At 64.8% G+C, this 25,567-nt stretch carries 19 protein-coding genes and 1 tRNA gene; 13 read left to right on the top strand and 7 right to left on the bottom strand.

The window, feature by feature from the left end:
- Positions 1-81 precede the first annotated feature (81 nt).
- Positions 82-819: a glycosyltransferase family 2 protein gene (locus QW868_RS00530; RefSeq protein ID WP_315780016.1), complete on the top strand. Its 738-nt coding sequence runs from the start codon at positions 82-84 to the stop codon at positions 817-819.
- A complete protein-coding gene (locus QW868_RS00525; protein WP_172109779.1) occupies positions 819-1,157 on the top strand; it encodes a lipid-A-disaccharide synthase N-terminal domain-containing protein in 339 nt (112 codons plus the stop codon). Before QW868_RS00530 ends, QW868_RS00525 begins: the two co-directional genes overlap by 1 nt.
- Positions 1,158-1,302: 145 nt before the next feature.
- Here QW868_RS00525 and QW868_RS00520 read toward each other — a convergent pair whose 3' ends face one another.
- Both QW868_RS00520 and metC read right to left on the bottom strand, forming a co-directional pair.
- Positions 1,303-2,997, bottom strand: a complete 1,695-nt coding sequence (locus QW868_RS00520; protein WP_316229677.1) for a Na/Pi cotransporter family protein — start codon at positions 2,995-2,997, stop codon at positions 1,303-1,305.
- Between the two features lie 120 nt (positions 2,998-3,117).
- Positions 3,118-4,311 carry a cystathionine beta-lyase gene (metC, locus tag QW868_RS00515; RefSeq protein ID WP_315738051.1) on the bottom strand — a complete coding sequence of 398 codons (1,194 nt, stop codon included), beginning with the start codon at positions 4,309-4,311 and terminating at the stop codon, positions 3,118-3,120.
- Between the two features lie 315 nt (positions 4,312-4,626).
- Between metC and QW868_RS00510 the strand changes: the two genes are divergently transcribed.
- From QW868_RS00510 to QW868_RS00495, 4 genes are read left to right on the top strand one after another with little or no spacing between them, the layout of a single operon-like run.
- Positions 4,627-5,643, top strand: coding sequence for an amino acid ABC transporter substrate-binding protein (locus QW868_RS00510; protein ID WP_315738050.1), 1,017 nt, complete (start codon positions 4,627-4,629; stop codon positions 5,641-5,643).
- 28 nt (positions 5,644-5,671) lie between these two features.
- The gene (locus tag QW868_RS00505) at positions 5,672-6,877 is read left to right on the top strand and encodes an amino acid ABC transporter permease (RefSeq protein WP_315738049.1); all 1,206 of its coding nucleotides are present in this window, start codon (positions 5,672-5,674) and stop codon (positions 6,875-6,877) included.
- Positions 6,874-8,394, top strand: a complete 1,521-nt coding sequence (locus tag QW868_RS00500) for an amino acid ABC transporter permease (protein ID WP_316229676.1) — start codon at positions 6,874-6,876, stop codon at positions 8,392-8,394. The genes QW868_RS00505 and QW868_RS00500 overlap by 4 nt, the downstream gene beginning before the upstream one ends.
- A gap of 22 nt (positions 8,395-8,416) precedes the next feature.
- Positions 8,417-9,160, top strand: coding sequence for an amino acid ABC transporter ATP-binding protein (locus QW868_RS00495; RefSeq protein WP_315711850.1), 744 nt, complete (start codon positions 8,417-8,419; stop codon positions 9,158-9,160).
- 92 nt (positions 9,161-9,252) lie between these two features.
- On the opposite strand, the gene QW868_RS00490 is transcribed toward QW868_RS00495, so the two are convergent.
- The 4 genes from QW868_RS00490 to QW868_RS00475 form a co-directional block, all read right to left on the bottom strand.
- Entirely contained in the window at positions 9,253-10,287 is a 1,035-nt protein-coding gene (locus QW868_RS00490; RefSeq protein WP_315738047.1) for a cysteine synthase A, read from the bottom strand.
- Positions 10,288-10,368: 81 nt separating this feature from the next.
- Positions 10,369-11,601 (bottom strand): cyclopropane-fatty-acyl-phospholipid synthase family protein, encoded by a 1,233-nt coding sequence (locus QW868_RS00485; protein ID WP_315738046.1) that lies wholly within the window; start codon positions 11,599-11,601, stop codon positions 10,369-10,371.
- A 110-nt stretch (positions 11,602-11,711) separates the two neighbouring features.
- On the bottom strand, positions 11,712-12,557 hold the full coding sequence (locus tag QW868_RS00480) for a DUF1365 domain-containing protein (RefSeq protein WP_315757533.1): 846 nt from the start codon (positions 12,555-12,557) through the stop codon (positions 11,712-11,714).
- A 7-nt stretch (positions 12,558-12,564) separates the two neighbouring features.
- The gene (locus QW868_RS00475) at positions 12,565-13,878 is read right to left on the bottom strand and encodes an NAD(P)/FAD-dependent oxidoreductase (protein ID WP_316229675.1); all 1,314 of its coding nucleotides are present in this window, start codon (positions 13,876-13,878) and stop codon (positions 12,565-12,567) included.
- A 365-nt stretch (positions 13,879-14,243) separates the two neighbouring features.
- Between QW868_RS00475 and QW868_RS00470 the strand changes: the two genes are divergently transcribed.
- The 6 genes from QW868_RS00470 to QW868_RS00445 are packed head-to-tail and all read left to right on the top strand — an operon-like array spanning position 14,244 to position 24,345.
- The gene (locus QW868_RS00470; RefSeq protein WP_316229674.1) at positions 14,244-15,698 is read left to right on the top strand and encodes an efflux transporter outer membrane subunit; all 1,455 of its coding nucleotides are present in this window, start codon (positions 14,244-14,246) and stop codon (positions 15,696-15,698) included.
- Positions 15,688-17,082, top strand: a complete 1,395-nt coding sequence (locus QW868_RS00465) for an efflux RND transporter periplasmic adaptor subunit (RefSeq protein ID WP_316229673.1) — start codon at positions 15,688-15,690, stop codon at positions 17,080-17,082. The genes QW868_RS00470 and QW868_RS00465 overlap by 11 nt, the downstream gene beginning before the upstream one ends.
- A 29-nt stretch (positions 17,083-17,111) precedes the next feature.
- Positions 17,112-20,240, top strand: coding sequence for an efflux RND transporter permease subunit (locus QW868_RS00460; RefSeq protein WP_316229672.1), 3,129 nt, complete (start codon positions 17,112-17,114; stop codon positions 20,238-20,240).
- Positions 20,240-23,344, top strand: coding sequence for an efflux RND transporter permease subunit (locus tag QW868_RS00455; protein WP_316229671.1), 3,105 nt, complete (start codon positions 20,240-20,242; stop codon positions 23,342-23,344). The genes QW868_RS00460 and QW868_RS00455 overlap by 1 nt, the downstream gene beginning before the upstream one ends.
- 39 nt (positions 23,345-23,383) lie before the next feature.
- The gene (locus QW868_RS00450) at positions 23,384-24,121 is read left to right on the top strand and encodes a tRNA-uridine aminocarboxypropyltransferase (protein ID WP_316229670.1); all 738 of its coding nucleotides are present in this window, start codon (positions 23,384-23,386) and stop codon (positions 24,119-24,121) included.
- 50 nt (positions 24,122-24,171) lie between these two features.
- Positions 24,172-24,345 carry a hypothetical protein gene (locus QW868_RS00445; protein ID WP_316229669.1) on the top strand — a complete coding sequence of 58 codons (174 nt, stop codon included), beginning with the start codon at positions 24,172-24,174 and terminating at the stop codon, positions 24,343-24,345.
- A gap of 50 nt (positions 24,346-24,395) precedes the next feature.
- On the opposite strand, the gene QW868_RS00440 is transcribed toward QW868_RS00445, so the two are convergent.
- A tRNA-Cys gene (locus QW868_RS00440) sits at positions 24,396-24,469 on the bottom strand.
- Between the two features lie 451 nt (positions 24,470-24,920).
- Here QW868_RS00440 and QW868_RS00435 point away from each other — a divergent pair.
- Positions 24,921-25,496, top strand: coding sequence for a ubiquinol-cytochrome c reductase iron-sulfur subunit (locus QW868_RS00435; protein ID WP_316229668.1), 576 nt, complete (start codon positions 24,921-24,923; stop codon positions 25,494-25,496).
- Positions 25,497-25,567: the final 71 nt, after the last annotated feature.

Below are 25,567 nucleotides of genomic sequence, written 5' to 3'. Positions count from 1 at the left end.
GCCCCAAGCCCCATAAGAAGCCTCCGCCGGAGCGCCCCGGGGCAGGAACCGGCCCGATCACGCCCTTACGAGTCTCAACTCTTGTCGACCGAATCCCCCGTTGCCGTCTCCATCGTCGTTCCCGTGCGCAACGAGGCCGGCAACATCACGCCGCTGATCAGCGAGATCGCGACCGCGCTCGATGGTCTGTGGCCGTACGAGATCATCTACGTCAATGACGGCTCGACCGACGAGACCGCGCAGCGGCTCGCCGAGGAAATGGCACGGCGGCCGAACCTGCGCGTCCTGCGGCATGAGACGTCTTCCGGCCAATCGGCGGCTGTCAGGAGCGGCATCCGCGCCGCCCACGGCGCTGTCGTCGCGACGCTCGACGGGGACGGGCAGAACAACCCTGCTTTTCTGCCCGAGCTCATCGCCGCGCTCGAAAAGGGCGGTGCGCATGTCGGCCTCGTCGCCGGGCAGCGGGTCGGCCGCAAGGATACTGGCTTCAAGAAACTGCAGTCACGGCTCGCCAACAAGATCCGCAATGCGGTGCTGCACGATGGAACGCGTGACACCGGCTGCGGCCTCAAGGCGGTTCGCCGCGACGTGTTCCTGATGATGCCGTATTTCGATGGTCTGCACCGCTTCCTGCCGGCGCTGGTGCGGCGCGAGGGCTATGACATCGCCTATGTCGACGTGATCGACCGGCCTCGGCACTCCGGTGTCTCGAACTACGGGTTCTTCGACCGGCTCTGGATCGGGATCATGGATCTCGCCGGCGTGTGGTGGCTGATCCGCCGCAAGAAGCCGACGCCGGTTGCGATCGAGGTGAAGTAATGCTGATTCAATTCGGGCAGGCGTTCAGCAACTATCTCTACGACATCTTCATCGCCAAGTTCGATTTCTGGCTGGTGTTCGGCCTCGCCGCACAACTGGCCTTCGCTGCGCGCTTCCTGGTGCAGTGGATCGCCAGCGAGCGCGCGGGCAAGAGCGTCGTGCCGCTCGCATTCTGGTTCTTCTCGATCGGGGGAGGGCTGATGACGCTGATCTATGGTCTCGTGAAGCGCGAGCCGGTCATCATCTTCGGCCAGCTGTTGTCGAACATCATCTACGTCCGCAACGTGATGTTGATCTTCAAGAACCGCCAGCGGGAATCGCAGACGCTGAGCAATTGATCGGGCCGTAGGGGTCTCACCACCGCCGACATTCCGGGTTCAATCGCCACGCGCAGCCGCGTCGCGGCTGCACATCGACGCTTGCCCAGGAATGACGGTGGTCGTGAAACCGGAAGAGTAGTTTCACTGATAGGACGCGCAAGACTCAGCGCGGCAATGGCTGGGCCGACGATGCGGGCAGGGCGGCGGCCTCTGCGCTCTCGGCTGCTTCGCTGCGGCGGGTCGCGACCTCGCCGGCCGCATCGAGCACGGGATAGGCGACCGAGCAGATGTGCGAGTGGATACGCCTGAGATCGCGCAGCACGTCGAGATGCAGCGAGGTGGTTTCCAGCGTCTCCGAGCGGCCCTCGCGCAGACGTTCGAGGTGCCGCTCGGTCGCGCCGAGTTCGGCGTTGCGGAGCTCGGCTTTCTGATCGAGCAGTTGGTGGGCTTGCTGCGCATCGCCGGACATGAAGATGCCGAACGCGATGCGGAGCGCCTCCATGATCTGGCGATGAAAGGCCTGCAGCTCGTCGGCGCCCTCAGCGGAGAACTGGAACCTGCGTTTGATCTTCTTGGTCGCGAGCTCGCTCAGGTTCTTGTCGATGATGTCGCCGATATGCTCGAGGTTGATCGCGAAGGAGATGATCTCCATCGCGCGCTTGCCCTCGCGCTCGTCCAGGCTGCCGCGCGTCAGCTTGGTGATGTAGAGCTTGATGGCCTCGTCGAGCCGGTCGACGACGTTGTCCGCGCGTGACACCTGATCCACGAGGCCACGGTCGTTGGTCATCATCGCGGTCATGACGTTGCGCAACATGGTCTCGACCAGATCGCCCATGCGCAGCGCCTCGCGCGCCGCGTCCGCAAGCGCAAGCGACGGGGTTTCCAGCGCGGTCTCGTCGAGATAGCGCGGCTTCGCCGGATCGACCTCGGCTGGGCGGTCCGGAAACAGTCGCGTGAGCAACTTCTCCATGCCGCCCAGCAGACCGATGAAGACCACGGCCGTGCCGAGATTGAACGCCATGTGGAACTGCGCTGTCAGCTTCGACAGATCCGGTTGCCACGATTGCAGCAAATTGGCGAGCGGATGCAGGAAGGGTGTGATCAGCGCGACGCCGATGATGCGGTTGAGGAGATTGCCGACGGGCAGGCGATAGCTCGCGGGATTGTCGCGGTGCGCGCCCTCGAACACCGGGTTGACGGCGCTGCCGAGATTGGCCCCGAGCACGAGCGCCAGCGCCGCATCGGCCGTAACGAAATGCGCATAGGCCAGTGACATCACCAGCAGCACGCTGGCGACGCTGGAGTGCACGACCCAGGTGACGAGCGCACCGAAGATGATGCACAGCGTGACATCGGCCGTGATCGCCTGCATGAACACGCGCATCGCCGGCGCTTCTTCGGCGGGTGCCAACGTATCGATCAGAATATGCAGCGACAGCAGCATCAGGCCGAGGCCGATTGCTACCCGGCCGAGATCCTTGATGCGCGATCGCGGCCCACTACGGAACGCCACCAGGCCGAGCACGAACAGGATGGGGGCGACCGCCGCCACGTTGAACGAGAGCACCTGGACGATCAGCGTGGTGCCGATATTGGCGCCGAGCATGATCGCGAGCGCCGGGATCAGGCCGACCAGGCCTTCCGCTGCGAAGGAGGTCGTGATCAGCGCGGTCGCCGTGCTGCTCTGGAGCAGAGCGGTCAGACCGAGGCCGGCAGCGAGGGCGCTGAAGCGGTTGCGCAGCGCCCGCGACAGCAGCAGCCGGAGATCCGGGCCGAAGGCGCGGAGAATGCCGCTGTGGACCATGTGAAGGCCCCACAGCAGCAACGCCACGCCGCCCATCAGATCGAGCAGAACCATGATTTCCGTTCGTTCGAGCTTTCCTTGCCGCGCAGGCTACCCCCAATCGGCGGGACATCAACGCCAATTTGTCGGCCCCGGCTGCCCGATCGCGCGGCGCTCCGCTGGCTGCGAGCGTGCTTAAGCCGCGTTGAACGCCGCAAAGCCCCGGTCGAGATCCTCCTTGAGATCCTCCACGTTCTCCAGGCCGATATGCAGACGCAGCGTGGGCCCCCCCGGCGCCCAGGTGGTGGCCGTGCGGTAGCTCGCGCAGTCGAACGGAATCGCAAGGCTCTCGAAGCCGCCCCAGGAATAGCCCATTCCGAACAGCGTCAGCGTGTCGAGCATCGCATCAACCGCGGCTTGCGGCTTTGGTTGCAGCACGATGCTGAACAGGCCGGAGGCGCCGGTGAAGTCGCGCTTCCAGATCGCGTGTCCCGGATGACTCTCCAGGGCGGGATGCAGCACCTCGATCACCTCGGGACGCGCGGCGAGCCAGCGGGCCATTTCCAGCCCCGAGCGATGGTGCTGCGCCAGGCGCACGCCCAGCGTCCGCACCCCGCGCAGGGCGAGGAACACGTCGTCCGGGCCGGCGCAGACGCCGAGCAGGCGAATGCCCTCGGCGATCAGCGGCCATGCCTTCGCATTGGCCGAAATCGTGCCGAACATGATGTCGGAGTGGCCGCCGATATATTTGGTGGCCGCCTGCATGCTGATGTCGACGCCCTGGTCGAGGGAGCGGTGGTAGAGCGGCGTCGCCCAGGTGTTGTCGTCGATGACCAGTGCGCCGTGCGCATGTGCGACCGCGGCAATGGCGGGGATGTCCGGCATTTCGAACGACTGCGAGCCGGGCGCCTCGACAACCACCGCGCGTGTATTTGGTTTGAGCAGTTGCTCAATTCCTGGGCCGATCAATGGGTCGAAATAGGTCGTCTCGACGCCGTAGCGTGCCAGCATGCCGTTGCAGAAATTGCGGGTCGGACGATAGATGCTGTCGCACACCAGCACGTGGTCGCCGGCCTTGAGCACCGACAGCAGCGTGGTCGAGATTGCCCCAAGGCCGGATGGTGCGATGCCGACGCCGGCGCATTGCGGTCCCTCCAGCGCCATCAGGACCTGCTGCAGGGCCTTCGTCGTCGGCGTGCCGTGGCGGCCATACTGGAATTCGCCGCGGTGTGCGTGCAGGTCCTCGGCGGTTGGATACAGAACCGTCGAACCATGAACGACGGGGGGATTCACGAATCCGTGCTGCGCCTTCGTATCCCGCCCCGCCGTGATCAGCCGTGTTTCGACGTTTTGTCGCACCGCCGCAGCGGGGTCATTCGATGATGCCATTCGCGTGTCTTTTCTCTCTTAACCTGCCGGGATAGCTCGAAATCGGGCAGCACTGCGGTCGTTAATAACAGAATGCAGAACAGGCCCGTCAACCCCTTGACCCGGACCGCCAGTCGTTCTGTGATGCCGGCGCAATTCGATCGCTGCACGTTGAGGGGCTTGCCGCGATTTCCGCTTCATCTCGCCTGCACGGCTTCGTCGTGCATGGTGTACGCCATATTCTTGGTATGGCGTTTGCAACGCGGATTCAGGTCGGGCCCCCCTGCGCGCTGAGACTTCATCGCTCCCCAAGGACGACCGCGAAAGGCTGTATTTATGAAACGCGTCACTCTGGCTCTCACTCTTGCTCTCGCCCCGGTGCTGGCGAGCGTCGGCGCCCAGGCCGAAACGCTCAAGACCGTCAAGGATCGTGGCATGCTCGCCTGCGGCGTCAGCCAGGGCCTCCCTGGTTTCTCGTCGCCCGACGACAAGGGCAACTGGACCGGGATCGACGTCGACGTCTGCCGCGCCATCGCCGCCGCAATCTTCAATGATCCGACCAAGGTGAAGTTCGTCCCGCTGTCCGCCAAGGACCGCTTTACCGCACTGCAGTCGGGCGAAGTGGACGTGCTGTCGCGCAACACCACCTGGACCCTGTCGCGGGACACCTCGCTGGGCGCCAATTTCGCCGGCGTGACCTATTATGACGGCCAGGGCTTCATGGTGAAGAAGGCCCTCAAGGTCAATTCTGCGCTCGAGCTCAACAGCGCCTCGGTCTGCGTGCAGACCGGCACCACCACCGAGCAGAACCTCGCCGACTACTTCAAGGCCAACAAGATGAAGTACGAGGTGATCGCGTTCGCCGGCGCCGACGAGACTGTGAAGGCCTATGAATCCGGCCGCTGCGACGTGTTTACCACCGACGTCTCGGGCCTCTACGCCGAGAGGCTGAAGCTGTCCAATCCGGCCGATCACGTCGTGCTGCCGGAAGTGATCTCGAAGGAGCCGCTGGGCCCGATGGTGCGTCACGGTGACGATCAGTGGTTCGACATCGTCAAGTGGACGCTGTTCGGGCTGGTCACCGCCGAGGAGCTCGGCGTGACGCAGGCGAACGTCGACGAGATGGCCAAGTCGGACAAGCCCGAGTTCAAGCGCGCCTTCGGCACCGACGGCAATCTCGGCGAGCAGCTCGGCCTCACCAAGGACTGGTTCTCGCGCATCGTGAAAGCGGTCGGGAATTATGGCGAGATGTATGACCGCAACGTCGGCGCAGGGTCCAAGCTGCAGATTGCGCGCGGTCTGAACCAGCTCTGGAACAAGGGCGGTCTGCAGTACGCGCCGCCGATCCGCTGATCGCTGCACGAGATCGGGGCTGCGGCGAATGAGCATCGAAGCGAGGCTACCGCCTCCGCAATATGGGCTTCGGCTGAAGCGCATGCTCGGAGGAAAGGCAGGATGGAACGGCATCATCCTGCAGATCCTGTTCGTCGCAGTCCTGGTGTGGGTTGGCTACGAGATCGTGGCCAACGCACGCAGCAACCTCGCAGCCCAACGTATCACGTCGGGATTCGGCTTTCTCAACAACACGGCCGGCTTCGACGTCAACCAGACCCTGATCAGCTACTCCGGCTCCGACAGCTACAGCCGCGTGCTGATCGTCGGCGTGCTGAACACCCTGCTGGTCTCGGTCATCGGCATCGTGCTGGCGACCATCCTGGGCTTCCTGGTCGCTCTAGGCCGGCTATCACCGAATGTGCTGCTGTCGCGTGTCTCCGGCGCCTATGTCGAGCTGATCCGCAACCTGCCGCTCCTGTTCCAGATCCTGTTCTGGTATCTTGCGGTGTTGGCGGCTCTGCCCGGACCGCGACAGAGCATCTCTCTTTTCTCGACGTTCTTTCTCAACAATCGTGGCTTCATCGTTCCGCGACCGATCGAGGAGCCCGGCCTGATGCCGTTCCTGGTCGCGCTCGGTGCCGCGATCGTCGGCTCGGCCGGTCTGCACTATTACGCGCGGCGAGAGCTGTTCGTACGCGGCCATGCGATGCGGATCTGGCCCTACGTGCTGGGGCTGCTGATCGGCCTGCCGCTGATTGCAACGCTCGTGTTCGGCGTGCCGATTTCGTTCGAGGTGCCGGCGCTCAAGGGATTCAACTTCGCCGGCGGTTCGCGCATCATTCCCGAGCTCGTCGCGCTGACCCTGGCGCTGACCATGTACACGGCGTCGTTCATCGCCGAGGTGGTGCGTGCCGGCATCCTCTCCGTCCACAAGGGGCAGATGGAAGCGGGGCTCTCGCTCGGACTGAGCCGCGGCACCGTGCTGCGCCTGATCGTCGTGCCGCAGGCGCTCCGCGTCATCCTGCCGCCGCTGACGAACCAGTATTTGAACCTGACCAAGAACTCCTCGCTCGCGGTCGCCATCGGTTATCCCGATCTCGTTTCGGTGTTCGCGGGCACGACGATGAGCCAGACGGGTCAGGCCATCGAGATCATCGGAATCACGATGGGCGTCTATCTGGCGCTGTCGCTGATCACCAGCGCGATGATGAGCTTCTACAGCTGGCGGCTTGGGAAGAGACTTGGCGCATGACCGACATCACGGCCTCAACCTTCATCCGTCAGGACATGGCCGGAGAACGTCCGGCGCCCATCAAGACGACGGGGTTCGTCGGCTTCGTCCGCACGAGGCTGTTGAACTCGCCGACCAATATCCTGCTCACCCTGGTGAGCGCGCTGTTGATCTGGTTCACCGTGATCCCGGCGGTCAAGTTCCTGCTGGTCGACGCGGTGTGGGTCGGCAAGGACCGCGAAGCTTGTCTGGCGCAGAACGCGGGCCATCCGGTCGGCGCCTGTTGGCCCTACATTTCGGCGAAGTTCGGCCAGTTCATGTACGGCTTCTATCCGGAGGCCGACCGGTGGCGGGTCAATCTGACCTACGGGCTCGCGGTGGTGCTGCTGGCGCCGCTGCTGATCCCGCGCCTGCCGGCCAAAGGATTGAACGCGGGCCTGTTCTTCTTCGCGCTTCCGGTGGTCGCATTCTTCCTGCTCTATGGCGGTGGGCTGGAGAGCTTCGGCGTGAGCTGGACCACAGGCGCGCTCCAGCTGTTCGTCGAGAGCATCGATACGGCCGGTAACGCGCTGGTTCGCGCCGGCGACAATTTGCCGGTGGTCGGCATGCTGCTGTGGCTGCTCGGCAAGCTGGTCGTGCTGATCGGTACGCTTGCATCGCTCGTGATCTGGCCGCTGGTCTGGATCCGCAATGAGCTGCAGCAATCTCACCAGCCCGTGTGGAATGATCTCGTGCTCTCCGCGATCATTGTCACCGCGCTGGTCTTCATCGTCGGTGGCGGGAGCAGGGCGCTGCGCAGCGTGATCGCCACGGCCGCGGCCTTCGCCGGCATCGCCATCGTCATTGCGATCATGGGCCTCGATCGCGGCGGCCTTCCCATCGTCGATACAAGGCTGTGGGGCGGAATGCTGGTGACGCTGGTCGTCTCGGTGATCGGCATCGTCGCGTCGATGCCGATCGGCATTGCGCTTGCGCTCGGCCGCCGTTCGACCATTCCATTGATCCGCATCTTTTCGATTGCCTTCATCGAACTGGTTCGCGGCGTGCCGCTGATCACGGTGCTGTTCTTCGCCACCTACATGCTGCCGCTGTTCCTGCCCGGCAATGTCAGGGTCGACGGCCTGGTTCGGGCGCTGATCGGCGTCGCGCTGTTCTCGGGCGCCTACATGGCCGAGGTCATCCGTGGCGGCCTGCAGGCTATACCGCGTGGTCAGGCGGAGGCATCGAGCGCGCTCGGGCTATCCTGGTGGAAGACGACCAGCTTCATCGTGCTGCCGCAGGCATTGCGCCACGTCATCCCCGGCATCGTCAACAGCTTCATCTCGCTGTTCAAGGACACCTCGCTGGTATCGATCGTGGCGCTGTTCGACCTGCTCGGCAGCCTCAAGGCCTCGTTTGCCGATCCGGTATGGGCGACGCCGACCACGGCCTTCACCGGCTTTGCCTTCACCGGGCTGATCTACTTCGCCTTCTGCTTCGGCATGTCACGCTACTCCATGCTGGTCGAGCGCCGCGTCAACGCGCACAGGCGCCATTGAGCCAGAGATCATCGAGAGACCCATGACTGCAAATTCGATCGTCAGCATTTCCGCCCTCAACAAATGGTACGGCGAATTCCACGTCCTGCGCGACATCAACCTCTCCGTCGGGAAGGGTGAGCGCATCGTGATCTGCGGGCCCTCGGGCTCGGGCAAGTCGACCCTGATCCGCTGCATCAACGCGCTCGAGGAATTCCAGGAGGGCGAGATCAATGTCGACGGCATCGATCTCGGGCCCAACCTCAAGCGCGTCGACGAGGTCCGCCGCGAGGTCGGCATGGTGTTCCAGAGCTTCAACCTGTTTCCGCACCTGACCGTGCTGGAGAACTGTACCCTGGCGCCGATCTGGGTGCGCAACATCCCCCAGAAGGAAGCCGAGGCGACTGCGATGAAGTTCCTGGAGCGGGTCAAGATCCCGCATCAGGCGCAGAAATACCCGGGCCAGATGTCGGGCGGTCAGCAGCAGCGCGTCGCCATCGCGCGCGCGCTGGCGATGAACCCGAAGGTCATGCTGTTCGACGAGCCGACATCGGCGCTCGATCCGGAGATGGTGAAGGAGGTGCTCGACACCATGGTCGATCTCGCCAAGGAGGGCATGACCATGCTGGTCGTGACCCACGAGATGGGCTTCGCGCGCGAGGTCGCCAACCGCGTCGTGTTCATGGACGCCGGCCAGATCATCGAATCGAACACGCCGCAGGAATTCTTCGCCAACCCGCAGCATGCGCGCAGCAAGCTGTTCCTGAGCCAGATTTTGCGGCATTGATGAGGAAGCGAATAGGGACTTGCGAATAGCGAATAGGGCGAAAAGTTCTACTCGCTACTCGCTACTCGCTACTCGCTACTCGCTACTCGCCCTCAAACGAAAGGCGGCTTGATGCCGCTGCGCCGCTCCAGCCAGGCCGGCACCGGCAGGTTCTTCGAACGCATGAATTCGGGATTGTACAGCTTCGACTGATAGCGCGTGCCCGAGTCGCACAGGATGGTCACGATGGTGTGGCCGGGGCCGAGCTTCCGCGCGAGTTGCACCGCGCCGGCGACGTTGACGCCGGTCGAGCCGCCCAGGCATAAGCCTTCATGCTGTACGAGGTCGTAGATCGTGTTGACGGCGTCCTCGTCGGACACCAGGAACGCGTCGTCGACCTTGGCGGTCTCGATCACGGGCGTCACACGACCGATGCCGATGCCTTCGGTGATGGAATCGCCGGGCGTCGATTTGACGACGCCGTTCTTGAACCATTCGTACATCGCGAAGCCGTGCGGATCGGCGCAGGCGGTGACGATATTCTTGTTTCTGTCCTTCAAATAGCGGCTCGTGCCGGCGATCGTGCCGCCGGTGCCGACCGCGCAGATGAAGCCGTCGACCTTGCCGCCGGTCTGCTCCCAGATCTCGGGTCCCGTGGACTCATAATGCGCCTTGGCGTTGTCGAGGTTGTTCCACTGGTCGGCGAACAGCACGCCGTTCGGTTCGGTCTTGCGCAATTCGTCGGCGAGCCTGCGCCCGACATGCTGATAGTTGTTGGGATTGCTGAACGGCAACGCCGGCACCTCGACCAGCTCCGCACCGCACAGCCGCAGCATGTCCTTCTTTTCCTGGCTCTGCGTCTCCGGGATCACGATCAGCGTGCGATAGCCGCGCGCGCTGGCGACCACGGCCAGACCGATGCCGGTGTTGCCGGCTGTGGCCTCCACCACGAGGCCGCCGGGCTTGAGATCGCCGCGCCTCTCGGCCTCCAGGATCATCCACTTGCCGGCACGGTCCTTGACCGACTGGCCCGGGTTCATGAACTCGGCCTTGCCGAGAATGGTGCAGCCCGTCGCCTCCGAGGCGCGATTGAGCTTGATCAGGGGCGTGTTGCCGATCGCCGCGACGACGTCGTTGTGAATGGTCATTTTGCAGATACCGTAGGAGTTTCCTCGAGCACACTTAAGAGGACCCTAGCCTGATATCCAGGGCAGCGTAAGCCGGCCGGATCAGCCCCCTGATTTCGCAAAGACGACCTGGCGAACATCGATGTTCCCAGAGAGGAAACCTGCTTCGCAGTAGGACAGATAATATTCCCAGAGCCGCCTGAAGCGCTCATCGAATCCTGCGGGCGTGAGGTCCGGCCAGGCCTCCCGGAAGTTCTTTCGCCAGATCGCGAGCGTCCTGGCATAATCTTCCCCGAAGATGCGCTCGCGGATGACGGGTATGCCAAAGCGGTCGCCGAGCGACTTCAGGATCTGCGGCGTCGGCAACATGCCTCCCGGGAAGACGTAGCGTTGGATGAAGTCGACCTCGCGGCGGTAGTGCTGGAACAGGCTGTCCTGGATGGTAATTGCCTGGACACCGGCCAGTCCGCCCGGCAGCAGACGGTCTCGCAGTTGCGAGAAATATTTCGGCCAGAACTGTTCGCCGACCGCCTCGATCATCTCGATCGAGGCGATGCGATCGTAGCGGTCACGCTCGTCGCGGTAATCCTGCAGGCGGATTTCGACTTTCTCGGCGAGCCCGGCCTCGTGGATGCGGCGCTGCGCGAAGTCGCGCTGCTGTTGGCTGATCGTCAGCCCAACGACCTGGGCGCCGAACGTCTTGGCGGCATATTCGGCAAAGCCGCCCCAGCCGCAGCCGATCTCGAGCAGCTTCTGCCCGGGCTTGAGATCGATCGCCTCGGCCAGCCGCTTGTACTTGTTGGTCTGCGCGGCGGTGAGGTCGGTGGTGTCCTCCTCGAACAGGGCCGAGGAGTAGGTCATGCTCGGATCGAGCCACGCCGAGTAGAACGAATTCCCGATGTCATAATGGGCGTAGATGTTGCGCTTTGCCTGACGCTTGGTGTTGCGGTTGAACCAGTGCCGGACCAGCTGGGCAAACCGGATCAGCGGCTTGTCTTCCAGCATCGACTGCAGCAGGTGCTGGTTGACGCAGAACAGATAGAGAAACTGCGTCAGGTCCGGCGTGTCCCAGTCGCCGTTCAGATAGGCCTCGGCGATGCCGATGTCGCCACCATTGAGAAGGCGCGATGCGAAGCCGTAATTGGCCAGGATCATTGCGGCGGCCGGCCCGGGCTCAACGCCGCCGAGCCGGATCACCCGTCCGTCCGGCAGGGTCACGTCGAGCGTGCCTTTCCGCAAGCGCGAGCCGAAGCCGAGGGCAAGGCGGGGCAGGCGGGGAAGATCGGCAAGCACCTTGTCGATGGTGTCAGGGGTGACTGGGATGACGTTCTGCATGGCAGGTCCATTCACGCAAACGGCTCGAGCCCACGTCCCCCGTCGGCTGGCCGGTGTGGCACCTGTGCGGGCAGGGAATCACGGACGCAGAGCGCGCCGGCCGTTTCCGGTCAGCGTCGTGAAATATAAGCGTGGCTGCCGTTCCCCGCCAAGCCGGTATTGGTTCCAGGGCTTGCGCTGATTTCGCCGCGCGGGACGAGGCGGACGCCTTTGGCCCACAGCCGCAGCGCCTCCCAATGGATCGCGGCAAAGATTTTGACAGTCACCAGCGGGAGCGAGACGAAGGCGGCGAGCAGGGAGCCAGAGGTCAGCGTGCGACGGCGGCCGGAGAAGGTTGCGGCAAGCAGGGGGCCGTCGGCCCCAGTTTCGAGAATCCGCAGCTTGACATTGTCGCCCGGCGGCATAACCCGGAAATGGTAACGCATCGCCATGTCGATGAAGGGCGAGACGTAGAAGGTCTTGTCCTGCGCCTGGCGCAGCCCTGCTGCCGACAGCTCATCCGGCCTGACCGGCAGCACATAGGGCTTGATCTCACCGAAGGTGTTGCGGACCTCGTAGATCATCAGCGCCAGGGTGCCGTCGCTGCGATAGCAGAAATAGACCGACAGCGGATTGAACACGTAGCCGAGCAGCCGCGGATAGCACAGCAGCAGCACGCGCCCACCGCTGAGATCGATCCCCTGATCCGCCGCACAGGTCTGCGCATAGGCCAGTAGCGACGAGCCGTCGCCCGGACCGTGGTCGGCCTCGTGGAAGCTGTAGAGCGCGCGCCGATTGACCCCGAACAGCGAAGCCTGCCGGTCCGCCTGGTCGAGCCGACCGAGATCGATCAGCAGGCTCATCACGCGATAGCGGAAGCGATGCGTGGTCGGGCGCATGCGGGCATGCATGACCTGTCCGACATAGAGCGCGGCCGCTTCCGTTCTGTCATCCGGTCCCGAGTGATCCATGTCCATATCGCGCCTATTCCGCAGCCTCGGCGAGCGCGATGGGAAGCCCGCGCCACGGCACGCTCGCGCCGAGCGCCTCTGCCACGGCGAGACCCGAGCGCAGCCCGTCCTCATGAAAGCCATAGCCGGTCCAGGCGCCACAGAACCAGGTATGGCGCTGCCCCTGAATCGCTGCCAGACGCTTCTGCGCCGCAAAGGCGGCAGCCGTGTATTGCGGGTGCTCACAGATATACTTGCCAAAGGTTAGCTCCGGAGCCGGAGCGAAGGGTGGGTTGAGGCTGACGAACAGCGGCTTGGCGTTGTCGATGTCCTGGAGGTTGTTCATCCAATAGGTGACGGCGACGTCGTTCATGGGAACGCCCTCACGCTGCCAGCGCAGGAAATTCCACGAAGCCCAGGCGCGGCGACGCTTCGGCATCAGCCTGCTGTCACGGTGCAGATAGATCGTGTTGGGCGAATATTTGATCGCCCCGAGGATGCTGCGCTCCCACTCGTCCGCATCGGTGAGCATCGACAACGCCTGGTCGCTGTGTGCGGCGATCACGACATGATCGTAGGTGTCGCGACGGCCGCTGCTGTCCTGAACGACGACGCCGTGGGCAGTGCGTTCGATGCTGGTCACGGCGCTGCCGAGCCGGATATGCTTGCGGAAGCTCGACGTCAGCTTCTCCACATAGCGGCGGCTGCCGCCCTTGACGGTGCGCCAGACCGGACGGTCATATTGCAGCAACCTGTGATTGCTGAAGAACGCGACGAAGTTCTCGGCCGGAAAGTCCAGCATCTCGGACGCCGGGGCTGACCAGATCGCGGCACCCATTGGCGCCAGATAGTCGGTGAGCAGTCGCGGGGCGAAATGGTTGCGCCGGAAATAGTCCCGGAGCGTAAGGCCATGCAGGCGCCCGGCCTTGAAGTCGGCTGTACTCTGCTCGTTGAAGGTCAGGATGTCCCTGAGCATCCAGAGATAGGATGTCGACAGCAGATTGCTCGGCTGCGCGAACAGCCCCTTGGCGGTGTCGAGCCAGGTGTTGCCGCCCCCCTTCCATTCGAAGCGGCCGGCATCCGCGGTGACGGCAAAGCTCATGCTGCTGTCGACCGTCTCGACCCCCAGATGGTCGAACAAGGCGGTGAGCTCAGGATAGTTCAGCTCGTTGTAGACGATGAAGCCGATGTCGACAGAGACCGGAGCGCCGTCATAGTCGATCGTCACGGTGTGGCTGTGGCCGCCCGGACGGAGATCGCGCTCGTAGACGGTGATCGGATAACGCTTCGCCAGGGACCAGGCCGCGGCATTACCCGCAATACCCGTTCCGACCACCGCAACTCGCATGAATGCCCCCTGAAGTTCACGTGCAAGTTACGGAGTCGCCGCCAAAGGGTTTCACCGGCGCGCTCCCCGCGTCACACCCCGCCCAAAACGGCATTCGACAGATGAAATCTTGGTAAGGCGGCAGCCGGTGGCCCGTGGCCCTGCCTGCACGAAACTCCGCTGATTTGCTGGAGATTCGTCGATTCAGTGGACTTTATCGGCACCATCGCTGTTGGGGGACGGGGGGCTGCAGGGCTGTCCGGCGCCGTGGGCTGCGGCTAGAATGATTCCCAAGACTACAGGGAAGCATCACGCCAGTGTCCATCGTGCCGATCGCCGTCGACGAGCCTTGCCGCGCGTCCGCTGACCCGCGGATCGTCGCCGGGATGCGGGAGCGCCGTGTGCCGGCTACCCTGCGGCGATTTGTCCACTGGCTGGCGGCGATCGGATTGGCGGCGAACTCGGCCGGCTGCCTGCTGACCCAGGATATTCCCGATCCGGCCCTCGACTTGCCCCAGCGCTACAAGGCGGCGTCCGGTTCCGATATGGCGGCGCCGCCGCCGCTGGATTGGTGGCGCGGCTTCGGATCACGCGAGCTGACCCAGCTGATGGAGGAGGCGCAGAGCGTCAACCTTGATATTGCCGCTGCTGTGGCAAGGTTCCGGCAGGCCGATGCGCTGGCGCGGCAGGCCGGCGCGGCGCTGCTGCCGAGCCTGTCCGCCACCGGCCAGGAGACCTATTCGCGCACGTCCGGGTCGAGCTCCAGCGGGCTCACCAATGGCGGCCGCGAGGTCGTCAATTACCAGGCGTCGCTCTCTGCGAGCTACCAGCTCGACTTCTTCGGCCAGAATCGCGACGCGCTGCAGGCGGCCGAGGAAACCGCGGTGGCCAACCGCTTCGACCGCGACGTCACGCAGTTGACGACGCTCGCCACCGTCGCCAATGCCTATTTCCAGGTGCTGGCCGCGCAGGATCGGATTCGGACGGCTGAGCGCAACATCGCCAGCGCCACGCGTGTGCTCGATGCCATCCGCGAGCGGCAGAAGGCGGGCACCGGCAATGATCTCGACGTCGCGCAGCAGGAGAGCGTGCTTGCCAACCAGAAGGCGGCGGTGCCGCCGCTGCGCCAGACGCTCGATCAGAACGTCAACGCGCTGGCCGTGCTGGTCGCGCGATCGCCCGAGGGCATTCGCATTGCCGGCGGCTCGCTGGACCGGATCAGGACGCCGCGGGTCACGCCCGGGCTGCCGTCCGAACTCTTGACGCAACGGCCGGACATCCGCCGGCAGGAAGCGCAGCTGGCGTCGGCCACCGCCAATGTCGGCAGCGCGCGGGCGCAGTTCTTTCCCAGCATCCAGCTGACCGGCAATGGCGGCTACCAGAGCGCAGCACTGGTGTCGCTGTTTCAGCCGCATGCGGCGTTCTTCAGCCTCGCCGGCAGCCTGACCCAGCCGATCTTCGATGGTGGCAGAATCCTGGGCAATTTCGAGAACGCCAAGGCGCGACAGGACGAGCTGCTGCAAACCTACCGCAAGACGGTCATCCAGTCTTTCACCGACGTCAACAATGCGCTGTTCTCCATCAAGCAGACCACGATCAAGTTGCAATTGCAGCGAGAAGTCGTTGCCGCCTCCCGCCGTGCCTTCCAGCTCTCCGAGCAGCAACTGCGCGCGGGAACTGCCGACATCGTGACAGTCTTGAATACGCAATTGACGCTGTTCCAGGCCGAGGACGCGCTATGGCAGGCGCAACTGGCGCGCCTGCAGGCGTTCGTGAGCCTCTATCAGGCGCTCGGCGGCGGCTGGGAGCCGCGCATGGAGAAGTCGGCCGATGCTCTTTAAACCGGACGAGAAGGGAGCAGCGGCAGTGAAGCGCGCGCGGTCCAGCGTGGCACGGCGGCTGGTGTCGATCGCGATCACGCTGCTGATCCTGGGCGGCCTCGGCTATATCGGCTGGTCGGCGATGCAGCAGAAGCAGCAGGCCAACAACCGCTTCGCGCGGCCCGACCTTCCGGTTCCGGTCCTGGCCGCCTCGCCTGTCATCAAGGACGTGCCGGTGTATCTCGACGGCGTCGGCTCCGTCCGCGCGCTCAACACCGTCACGGTGCGCCCCCAGGTCGACGGCAAGCTGATCGCGGTCAATTTCGTCGAGGGGCAGGACGTCAAGAAGGGCGACGTGCTCGCCGAGATCGATCCGGCGATCTACCAGGCGCAGTACGACCAGGCCGTCGCCAAGAAGGCGCAGGACGAGGCGCAGCTCGCCAACCAGAAGCTCGACCTCGCCCGCTACGAGCAACTCGCCGCCAGCAATGCCGGCTCCAAGCAGCAGGCCGACACGCAGCGCGCGGTGGTGGCGCAGCAGCAGGCGCTGATCAAGGCGGATCAGGCCGCGATCGATAATGCGGCGACGACCTTGAGCTACACCAAGATCGTGGCGCCGCTCTCCGGCCGCGCCGGCCTGCGCCAAGTCGACCAGGGCAACATCGTTCATGCGTCCGACGCGACCGGTCTCGTCGTCATCACGCAGCTTCAGCCGATTGCGGTGCAGTTCAGCCTGCCGCAGCAGCAGATCATGCGCGTCAATGCGGCCGCTGCCAAGGGGCCGCTCGCTGTCGACGTGTTCGGCAATGACGGCGTCACCGTCATCGACACCGGCACGTTGCGGGGTATCGACAACCAGGTCGATCAGACGACGGGCACGCTGAAACTGAAAGCAGAATTCCCCAACGGCAAATTCCAGCTCTGGCCCGGACAGTTCGTCAATGTCCGCCTCAAGGTCGAGACCTTGTCGCAGGCGATCACGGTGCCGACCTCGGCCGTGCAGCGCGGGCCGGCAGGCACGTTCAGCTACGTGATCGGCGAGGGCGACATCGCCTCGGCGCATCCGGTGACGGTCGTGCAGCAGAACGAGAGCGAGGCCGTGATCGCCAGCGGCTTGAGCCCGTCGGACCGCGTGGTGACGACCGGCTTTGCCAATCTGGCCGACGGCGTCAAAGTCGTGGTCGGACGCGCCGAGCAGACGCCGCAGGCCGATCTGGCGCCGCGCAAGCGCAGCCGCAATCCGCAAGGAAAAGAGCAGGCGAAGGAGGGCGCAGCGCCACCCGAAGGCGCGCCGAAGGACGGCGAGCGGCGCCGCAGGCCTGAGGCTGGGGGTCAGACCGACGCCGGCAGTGCAGCGCCCCAGGGAGGGAGTGAAGCAGGTCGCGGTGCGAAGGCACAGCCATGACGCAACCGCAAGAGTGACGAGCAGTCGCGATGAGCGTCTCCGAACCCTTCATCCGCCGTCCCATCGCGACCTCGCTGCTCGGCGTCGCCCTGCTGATCGGCGGCCTGCTCGGCTATCTCGCGCTGCCGGTCTCGGCGCTGCCGCAGGTCGACTTCCCGACTGTCCAGGTGACAACGCAACTGCCGGGCGCCAGCCCTGATGTGATCGCCTCGCTGATCACGGCCCCACTGGAGCGCCAGCTCGGCCAGATCCCGTCGTTGTCCGCGATGAACTCGACGAGCTCGTTCGGCGTCAGCCAGATCTCGCTGCAGTTCGATCTCGGACGCGACATCGACGGCGCCACGCAGGACGTCCAGGCGGCAATCAATGCCGCCGCCGGCGTCTTGCCAAAGTCGCTGCCCTATCCGCCGACCTACGCCAAGGTCAATCCGGCCGACGCGCCGGTCATGACGCTCGCGCTGACCTCGGACACGATCTCTTTGCGCGCGATGAGCGACATGGCCGACACGATCCTGGCGCAGCGGCTGAGCCAGGTCTCCGGCGTCGGCCGCGTCTCGGTGCTCGGCGGACTGAAGCCCGCGGTGCGCGTGCAGGCCGACCTGGCGCGGCTCGCGGCCTATGGCATCTCGATGGAGGACCTGCGCGCCGCCATCGCAGGCGCCAACGTCTCCGGACCCAAGGGATCGCTGGACGGGGCGCAGCAGGCCTATCTGATCACGGCCAACGACCAGATCGGGGCCGCCGACGCCTACAAGCCGATCATCATCGCCTACCGCAACGGCTCGCCGGTCACGATCGGCGATGTCGCAACGATCATCGACGGTTTGGAGAACGATCGGACCGGCGGCTGGTACCAGGGCGTCCCTGCGGTCATCCTCGACATCCAGCGCCAGCCGGGTGCCAACGTCATCGAGGTCGTTAGGCAGATCCGTGCCGAGATCCCGAAGCTGCAGCGCATGATTCCGGCCGGGGTGAAGCTCGCTATCGTCAGCGATCGTACCGTGACCATCCGCGCCTCGGTGCACGACGTGCAGTTCACGCTGCTGCTCAGCGTGGTGCTGGTGACGCTGGTCGTGCTGCTGTTCCTGCGCTCGTTGCGGGCCACGATCATCGCCGGCGTCGCGCTGCCGCTGTCGCTGATCACGAGCTTCGGCGTGATGTACTTCGCCGGCTTCAGCCTCGACAATCTCTCGCTGATGGCACTCACCATCGGCACCGGCTTCGTCGTCGACGACGCCATCGTGATGATCGAGAACATCGTGCGCCACATGGAGAATGGCGAGAGCGCGATGAACGCCTCGCTGCGCGGCGCGCGCGAGATCGGCTTCACCGTCATCTCGCTGACTGTCTCGCTGATCGCAGTGTTCATTCCGCTCTTGTTCATGTCCGGTCTGGTCGGCCGCATGTTTCGGGAATTTGCGCTTACGCTGACGATTGCAGTGGTGACATCGGCGGTGGTGTCGTTGACCTTGACGCCGATGATGTGCTCGCGGCTGTTGAAGCACGCCAGCGAGGAGTGGGTGCTGCCGGGGCTGAACGCTGTCAGCCGCTTCATCGACCGCACCGTGGCCGTCTATCATCGCAGCCTGCTGTGGGTGCTGGATCGCCAGACCGAGACGCTGGTCGTGACCTTCGCGACCTTGGCGGCGACCTTGGCGCTCTACGTCGTCGCGCCCAAGGGCTTTCTGCCGCTGCAGGATACCGGCTCGATCACTGCGGTGACCGAGGCCGGCCCCGACGTGTCGTTCGCCGAAATGACGAAACGCCAGGCGGACGTCGCCGCCGCGATCCAGGCTGACCCCGACGTCGTCGGCGTCGTCTCGGTGATCGGCGCCGGATCGGTCAACCCGACCACCAATGTCGGCCGTCTCGTCATGACCTTGAAGCCGCTCGGCGAGCGGCAAGACGGCGTCGCTGAGGTGATCAACCGGCTGAAGCAGAAGACCTCGGGCGTGCCCGGCATGACCGTGTACTTTCAGCCGGTCCAGGACGTGCAAATCTCGACCCAGGCGAGCCGCTCGCAATATCAGTACACGTTGACCGGTGCCGATGCCACCGAGGTGTCGAAATGGGCGAGGCAGCTTGTCGGAGAAATGCGCCGCGACCCTTTATTTCGCGACGTCTCCTCCGAAGCCCAGGAGGGCGGCCTGCGCGCGGAGCTGACCATTGACCGCCAGCGCGCCGGCCAGCTCGGCGTCAGTCTGCAGGGCGTCACCGACACGCTCAACGACGCCTTCGCGCAGCGGCAGATCTCGACGATCTATGGTCAGGCCAATCAGTACCGCGTCGTGCTGGAGGCGCTGCCGATGTATCAGCGCGATCCCTCGATCCTATCGAAGCTCTATCTGCCTGGCGCCGGCGGCCAAGTGCCGCTCTCGGCGGTGGCGAGCCTGAAGCGCACCACCGCGCCGCTCGCCATCTCGCACCAGGCGCAGTTTCCGGCGGTGTCGCTGAGCTTCAATCTCGCGCCCGGCGCTGCGCTGAGCGAGGCGGTCGAGGCGCTCCATGCGACTGAGAACCGCATCGGCATGCCCGGCAGCATCATCGGTGTCTATTCGGGCGATGCCGCCGAGTTCGCCAAGTCGCTGGCCGGCCAGCCCTGGTTGCTGCTGGCGGCCGTGGTCACGATCTACATCGTGCTCGGCGTGCTCTATGAGAGCTACATCCATCCGATCACGATCCTGTCGACCTTGCCGTCGGCGGGCGTCGGCGCCATCTTGGCCTTGATGCTGTTCGGCCAGGATCTCTCGGTCATCGGCTTGATCGGCATCATTCTGCTGATGGGCATCGTCAAGAAGAACGCGATCATGATGATCGACTTCGCGCTCGAAGCGGAGCGTCACGAAAACCGCACACCCTACGACGCGATCGTGCAGGCGTGTCTCCTGCGCTTCCGCCCGATCATGATGACGACCCTGGCCGCGCTGTTCGGCGCGCTGCCGCTGGCGATCGAGAGCGGCACCGGCTCGGAGCTGCGCTTTCCGCTCGGCATCTCCATCATTGGCGGCCTGCTGCTCAGCCAATTGCTGACGCTGTACACGACGCCGGTCATCTATCTCGCGCTCGACCGCATCAATCGTCGCTTCGAGCGCGCGCTGCCGCCGGCGCCGAACCTGCCGTCGCCGCCGATCGCAGGTGCGACCGAAGGCATCCAGTGATGGCCTCGATCTCCGAGCCGTTCATTCGCCGGCCGGTCGGCACCACGCTGCTCTCGATCGGCTTGTTCCTGGTCGGGATCGTCGCCTATATCTTCCTTCCCGTCGCGCCCGTGCCGAACGTCGATTTCCCCGCGATCTTCGTCAGCGCGTCGCGCCCGGGTGCGGACCCGTCCGTCATGGCGGGGACGGTCGCGGCGCCGTTGGAGCGGCGGCTCGGCGAAATCGCAGGTGTCGACCAGATCACATCGACGAGCTCGCTCGGCACCACCAACATCCAGATCCAGTTCTCGATCGGCCGCGACATCGACAAGGCCGCGCGTGACGTCCAGGCGGCCATCAACGCCTCGCTGTCGGACCTTCCGAGCGACCTGCCGGCGCTGCCGCGCTTCCGCAAGGCGAACACGGCCGCGGCTCCCGTATTCGTTCTGGCCCTGACCTCGAAGACGATGACGCCGAGCGCGATGTACGACGTCGCCGACACCGTTCTGGCGCAGCGTCTGTTCCAGGTGCCCGGCGTCGGCAACGTCACGGTCAGCGGCGCCGATCAACCCGCCGTGCGCATCGCACTCAATCCGGTCTCGCTCGCCAATGCCGGGATTTCGACCGACGATGTCCGGACGGCGATCATCAATGCCAATCCGATCGGGCCGGTCGGCATCTTCGAGGGCGCGCGGCAGAGCGAGACCATTGCCATCAACAGGCAGATGCGCAGCGCGGCCGAATTCCGCGACATCCTGATCAAGAGCAGCAATGGCAGCTTCGTGCGGCTGTCGGATGTCGCCGACGTCGAGGATTCCGTACGCAACGTGCGTTCGATCGCCTGGTTCAACAAGCAGCCGGCGGTGCTGATCCAGATCGCGAAACAGGGCGACGCCAACGTGATCGAGACCGTCGACCGCGTGAAGGCGCTGATCCCCGAGCTCAAGCAATGGCTGCCGGCCGGCATCGAGATCTCCACTCTGGTCGACCGCACCGGGACCATTCGCGCCTCGGTCGAGGACATGCAGTGGACCTTGCTCGCGACCGCCGTGCTGGTGATGGTCGTCGTGTTCCTGTTCCTGCGCCGCCTGGTGCCGACGGTGGCGGCCGGCGTCTCGGTTCCGCTGGCGCTGGCCGGCACCTGCGCGGCGATGTGGCTCGCAGGATTCTCGATCGACAATCTCTCGCTGATGGCGCTCGCGATCTCCGTCGGATTCGTCGTCGACGACGCCATCGTCATGATCGAGAACATGTACCGCAATCTCGAGCATGGCCTGTCGCCGATGCGCGCCGCGCTCGATGGCGCCCGCCAGATCGGCTTTACCGTGTTGTCGATCAGCCTTTCTTTGATTGCAGCCTTCGTGCCCTTGATCTTCATGGACGGCGTCGTCGGCCGTCTCCTGCGTGAGTTCTCGCTGACGCTGACCTTCGCAATCGTCGTGTCGACGTTGGTATCGCTGACGGTGACGCCGATGATCTGCGCGCATTACATCAAGGAGACGCTGTCCGATCGTGCCACCTGGTTCGACCGTATCGTCGAAGGCGCGCTGTCCGGCATGGTCCGCTTCTATGCCTGGACGCTGCGCGGCGTGCTGGTTTATCCGTTCCTCACCTTGATCGTGTTCTTCGCCACCATCGCGCTCACGGTGACGCTCTACATCAAGGTGCCCAAGGGCTATTTCCCGACCGACGATTCCGGCTTCGTCATCGGTGCGACGCGCGCCTCGGCCGACATTTCGTTCCAGTCCATGCTGGGCCTGCAGCAGCGGCTCGCCGACATCGTGATGGCCGATCCGGCCGTGGCCGGGATTGGCTCGACCATCGGTGGCGGCGGCGGGCCGGGCGGGGCGACCTCGAACCGCGGCACCATGTTCATCAACCTCAAGCCCCCGGCGGAGCGCGAGGGCGTCTCGACTGAGCTCGTGATCAACCGCCTCAGGCGGAGCCTCGCGATGGTCCCCGGCATTCGGCTCTTCATGTTCGCCGCGCAGGACGTGCGCACCGGCGGTCGCCAGAGCGATTCCGACTACCAGTACACGTTGAGCAGCCCCGATCTCGACCTTCTGCAGAAATGGGCGCCGATCGTCGCCAAGCGCCTGGAGACGGTCGACGGCATCACCGACATTTCCAGCGACCGCGATCCCGGTGGCCTGCAGCTCGCGCTGCGGATCGACCGACAGAAGGCGGCGAGCCTCGGCGTCCGCGTCCAGGACATCGACAACGCGCTCAACAACGCCTTCGCGCAACGCCAGATCTCGATCGTCTACAGCCAGCGCAACCAGTACATGGTCGTGCTGGAGATCGACCCGAAATTCCAGACCGATCCCTCCAATCTCGACCGCATCTATGTGGCCGGGGCAGGGGACGCGCAGGTGCCGCTGTCGGCGCTGGTCAAGGCCGAGCGCGGCCTGTCACCGCTGGCGGTGTATCACTCACAATCGTTCCCTTCGACCACCGTGTCGTTCAACCTGCTGCCGGACGTGCCCTTGCAGACCGCGACGGCCAACATTCAGCGCGCCGTCGATGAGCTGCACATGCCGGAGGGCATCCGCGGCAGCTTCGACGGCAATGCCGGAGACTTCAACAAGAGCAGCGGCCGCCAGCCGCTCTTGATCCTGTTCGCCCTGGCCGCGATGTATATCGTGCTGGGCGTGCTCTATGAGAGCCTGGCGCATCCGCTGACCATCATCTCGACGCTACCGTCGGCGGGGCTCGGCGCGCTGCTCGCGCTGCAGATCACCAATACGCCGCTGACCGTAATCGCCTTCGTCGGCATCATCCTGCTGATCGGCATCGTCAAGAAGAACGGCATCATGCTGGTCGATTTCGCGCTCGAGGCCGAGCGCCAGCGCGGCATGTCCTCGGCCGACGCGATCTTCGAGGCCTGCCGGGTGCGCTTTCGCCCGATCCTGATGACGACCCTCGCGGCGCTGTTCGCCGGCCTGCCGCTGGTGATCGCGACCGGTCCCGGCACCGAGCTGCGCCGCCCCCTCGGCATCACCATCATTGGCGGCCTCCTGGTGTCGCAGATCCTCACCCTCTACACCACGCCGGTGATCTACCTGCTGATCGACCGGCTACGCCGCCGGCCTGCGCCGGAGCCGCTTGCCGCGCCCGCCGAATGAGCCGTTGTGGCGCTGTCCGCGGGCGCGTATAGCCGCCGCATGCCAGAACCACACGACCATCCGCCGCTCGCCACCGAGGCGCCGCCCGATTGCCCGCGTTGCCAGAAGCCGCTGCCGCTGTGCGTCTGCGACAGCGTCACACCGCTGGAAAGCCGGCTGGGGCTCCTGATCCTGCAGCACCCGCAGGAGCAGGATCGCGCCCTCGGCACCGCGCGGCTCGCCGCGCTGCATTTCAAGAACGCGGTGGTCAAGGTCGGGTTATCCTGGCCGAGCCTCGCCAAGGCACTGGGACGGCCGGTCGCCGATCCCGCGCGCTGGGCCATTCTCTATCTCGGCTCGGCGAAGGCGGCCGAGCTCGATCCCGAGAGCGAGGTGGTCGCGGTGACCCGCAAGGGTGAGGTGGCCGACAACCAGCGCGCCATCCTCAAGTCGATCGAGGGCGTGATCCTGCTCGACGGCACCTGGAGCCAGGCCAAGGCGCTGTGGTGGCGCAATCCGTGGATGCTGAAGTGCCAGCGTGTGATCCTCGGGCCGCGGCAGCCGTCGCGCTACGGTCGGCTGCGCCGCGAACCGCGCCGCGACGGGCTGTCGACCATCGAGGCGGCCGGGATGCTGATGGCCGCGCTGGAACGGCGGCCTGAGATCGCCACGGTCCTCGACGCGAGCTTCGAGCGCATGCTTGCGCGGTATCGAGAGGTGGAGAAAGAGCATCCGGAGCTCACGCCCCGCCCAAAGGCCCGCAAGCCGGATTGGCGCAGCCGCAAACGGCGGGTTTAGGAACCAAGGGTACGCTTCTTGCATTGCAGCATGGAACGAGGATGAGAGCCATGCAGGAAGCAGAAAAGTCCAATGTGGTGCAGTTCCGGGATTACGCGCCCCGGCTGTCCGGCAGGTCCGGCTCGGATCGGGGCGGTGTCTCGGCCGGTGAACGGAGGGCAATTCTGACCTGGCCGCGCGCGCAGGTCAGCTATCCCGGCGGCATCGACGATCTGCCCATCTAGGGCCGGTTCGCGGCCCCAATGGGTAGTCCAACCGCTTGATTTTGATTGAGTGGAGGCCACGACCAGAATTGAACTGGTGTAAACGGTTTTGCAGACCGCTGCGTAACCACTCCGCCACGTGGCCCCTGTGGGCGGAGCAATATAGGCAATCTCGCGCTTAGGCAACCACTCTCGTCGCGAAGCCGACTCCATCGATCCGGACCGTTAGCCAAGTGGAAGTTCGATGCCCCGAGCCGCGTTTCGAGCTGGTCGGCATCGGGCCACGGCAGCGCATAGGGGTGTTGTCGCGCCGCGCTCATCGCGACCCTGCTCCACATCTCGCTTTGTCGCAATTCCAGACGGCGCTGGCGACACCGTCGGTCTCGATCGCGAGGACCTTTCGCCGAACCGCTTCACCGGCAATGACGCGCAGCAGCGACGATAGTCGAAAACATCGTGGCGAAATCGCGCAGCGCGCCTTGATTTTTTCAGGTTGTGTTGTTCTAATTGTTCTATGTTGGGCTGTGTTGCGGGACGCCGGGCTGTAGAGCAGCACTCCCACGACTCACACACGACTTCACACGCAAAGATCTGTCATGGATGATCACCCGACGCGCCGCTCGGTGGTTTTCGGCACGCTTGCCGCATGCGCAACAGTCACCAGCGCAGCGGCCGATGACGACGATCCGCGCAAGGAGAAGCGGCCGCAAAAAGGCGACCTGATCGTGTTCTCGGAAGGGGAGCGCGAAGGGCAGACGATCACGCCTGACGACTTGAAGATCGGCGAGCCACCGGTTCATGGGTGGCCGAAGGATCCAGCGAATGCGATCGTGCGTGACGGATCGCGATTGAACGAGGTGCTGCTCGTCAGGCTCGATCCAACCGAACTCGACGAAGACACGCGTCAGCGCACGGCCGAGGGCATCGTCGCCTACTCGGCTATCTGCTCGCATGCGGGATGCCCGGTCACGGCCTGGATCAAGGCGACCGAGGGCAACGACGATGTCTTCAAATGCATGTGCCACAATTCCGAGTACGACCCGAGGCGCGGGGCGCAGGTCGTGTTCGGCCCCGCGCCGCGGCGGCTTGCCGCGCTTCCCCTCGTGATCAAGGACGGCGCGCTCATGATCGCTGCGCCCTTCATTGGAAAGGTAGGTGGCCAACAGGGCTGATGAGATCCCGTGTGCCGATCGGAACTCGCATCGTCTCGACACCCGTCACGACAACAAGTGAATCGAAAAAC

Origin of the sequence: Bradyrhizobium sp. SZCCHNR1051, assembly GCF_032489615.1 — a bacterium.
Lineage (GTDB): Bacteria > Pseudomonadota > Alphaproteobacteria > Rhizobiales > Xanthobacteraceae > Bradyrhizobium.
The sequence above is the reverse complement of the archived record's forward strand: the minus strand, read 5'-3'. Positions and strand labels throughout refer to the sequence as shown.

Excerpts from the sequence above, each read along its gene's own strand:
- QW868_RS00525 (WP_172109779.1), top strand. The coding sequence starts at position 819 with ATGCTGATTCAATTCGGGCAGGCGTTCAGCAACTATCTCTACGACATC.
- QW868_RS00520 (WP_316229677.1), bottom strand. The coding sequence starts at position 2,997 with ATGGTTCTGCTCGATCTGATGGGCGGCGTGGCGTTGCTGCTGTGGGGC.
- metC (WP_315738051.1), bottom strand. The coding sequence starts at position 4,311 with ATGGCATCATCGAATGACCCCGCTGCGGCGGTGCGACAAAACGTCGAA.
- QW868_RS00510 (WP_315738050.1), top strand. The coding sequence starts at position 4,627 with ATGAAACGCGTCACTCTGGCTCTCACTCTTGCTCTCGCCCCGGTGCTG.
- QW868_RS00505 (WP_315738049.1), top strand. The coding sequence starts at position 5,672 with ATGAGCATCGAAGCGAGGCTACCGCCTCCGCAATATGGGCTTCGGCTG.
- QW868_RS00500 (WP_316229676.1), top strand. The coding sequence starts at position 6,874 with ATGACCGACATCACGGCCTCAACCTTCATCCGTCAGGACATGGCCGGA.
- QW868_RS00495 (WP_315711850.1), top strand. The coding sequence starts at position 8,417 with ATGACTGCAAATTCGATCGTCAGCATTTCCGCCCTCAACAAATGGTAC.
- QW868_RS00490 (WP_315738047.1), bottom strand. The coding sequence starts at position 10,287 with ATGACCATTCACAACGACGTCGTCGCGGCGATCGGCAACACGCCCCTG.
- QW868_RS00485 (WP_315738046.1), bottom strand. The coding sequence starts at position 11,601 with ATGCAGAACGTCATCCCAGTCACCCCTGACACCATCGACAAGGTGCTT.
- QW868_RS00480 (WP_315757533.1), bottom strand. The coding sequence starts at position 12,557 with ATGGACATGGATCACTCGGGACCGGATGACAGAACGGAAGCGGCCGCG.
- QW868_RS00475 (WP_316229675.1), bottom strand. The coding sequence starts at position 13,878 with ATGCGAGTTGCGGTGGTCGGAACGGGTATTGCGGGTAATGCCGCGGCC.
- QW868_RS00470 (WP_316229674.1), top strand. The coding sequence starts at position 14,244 with ATGCGGGAGCGCCGTGTGCCGGCTACCCTGCGGCGATTTGTCCACTGG.
- QW868_RS00465 (WP_316229673.1), top strand. The coding sequence starts at position 15,688 with ATGCTCTTTAAACCGGACGAGAAGGGAGCAGCGGCAGTGAAGCGCGCG.
- QW868_RS00460 (WP_316229672.1), top strand. The coding sequence starts at position 17,112 with ATGAGCGTCTCCGAACCCTTCATCCGCCGTCCCATCGCGACCTCGCTG.
- QW868_RS00455 (WP_316229671.1), top strand. The coding sequence starts at position 20,240 with ATGGCCTCGATCTCCGAGCCGTTCATTCGCCGGCCGGTCGGCACCACG.
- QW868_RS00450 (WP_316229670.1), top strand. The coding sequence starts at position 23,384 with ATGCCAGAACCACACGACCATCCGCCGCTCGCCACCGAGGCGCCGCCC.
- QW868_RS00445 (WP_316229669.1), top strand. The coding sequence starts at position 24,172 with ATGCAGGAAGCAGAAAAGTCCAATGTGGTGCAGTTCCGGGATTACGCG.
- QW868_RS00435 (WP_316229668.1), top strand. The coding sequence starts at position 24,921 with ATGGATGATCACCCGACGCGCCGCTCGGTGGTTTTCGGCACGCTTGCC.